We start from the raw sequence: 636 nt of genomic DNA, 5'->3' as shown, positions 1-636 counted from the left end.
CTCATATCTTGTAAAGGTTAAGAAAAAGTACAATTTTGAATAAAATACTTGGTTAGTAAACTATTCACCCCTTGTAAGAGCCCTAAAAGAAACATAGATATGTTGAGTAGGCTATTCTTTCAATACTATCGATCAAAAGGATTTAGGCCTTACAAGGTTTTCCGCTCTTTGCCGTTGAACAGTACCAAAGAACATTAGACCTATTTTCACTAATGCTTCTGCATTCTATGAGTTAAACCGATGGAGTAGGATGGGTGAAAAGATTTTTATCAAGGCAGTTCTATCAAGAGCTGTGTTTTACTTTTGTCCACTTCTTATCCAATTTACTTATCCAATTTACGTCTATGAGCACTCCTTCTTCAAACACTTCTTCAAACACTTCTTCAAACACTCCTTCAAACACTCCTTCTTGTCTGACTCCTTTGAAGTATTGTGTGGGAATCGATGTAGCCAAAGACAGCTTGAAAGTCTGTTTGAGTGTTCTTTTGCCTGATTTGCAGATCAAAGTCAAAGCCAGTACCCAGTTTGCCAATACCGAAAAAGGATTCGAATTGTTTTGGGCCTGGGTCAACAAGCATTATAAACACAAAGTCGATGCAGTCAAAGTCGATGCAGTCAAAGTCGATGCAGTCAAAG

General features: G+C 37.7%; 1 pseudogene. It reads left to right on the top strand.

Features of this window, described 5'->3' with window-relative positions:
- Positions 1-344 precede the first annotated feature (344 nt).
- A pseudogene (locus tag QNI15_RS38920) lies at positions 345-636 on the top strand (hypothetical protein); the annotation flags it as partial.

Source organism: Xanthocytophaga flava (assembly GCF_030068545.1).
Lineage (GTDB): Bacteria > Bacteroidota > Bacteroidia > Cytophagales > 172606-1 > Xanthocytophaga > Xanthocytophaga flava.
Note: the sequence above shows the minus strand (reverse complement) of the source record. Positions and strands in the feature narration are given on the sequence as shown.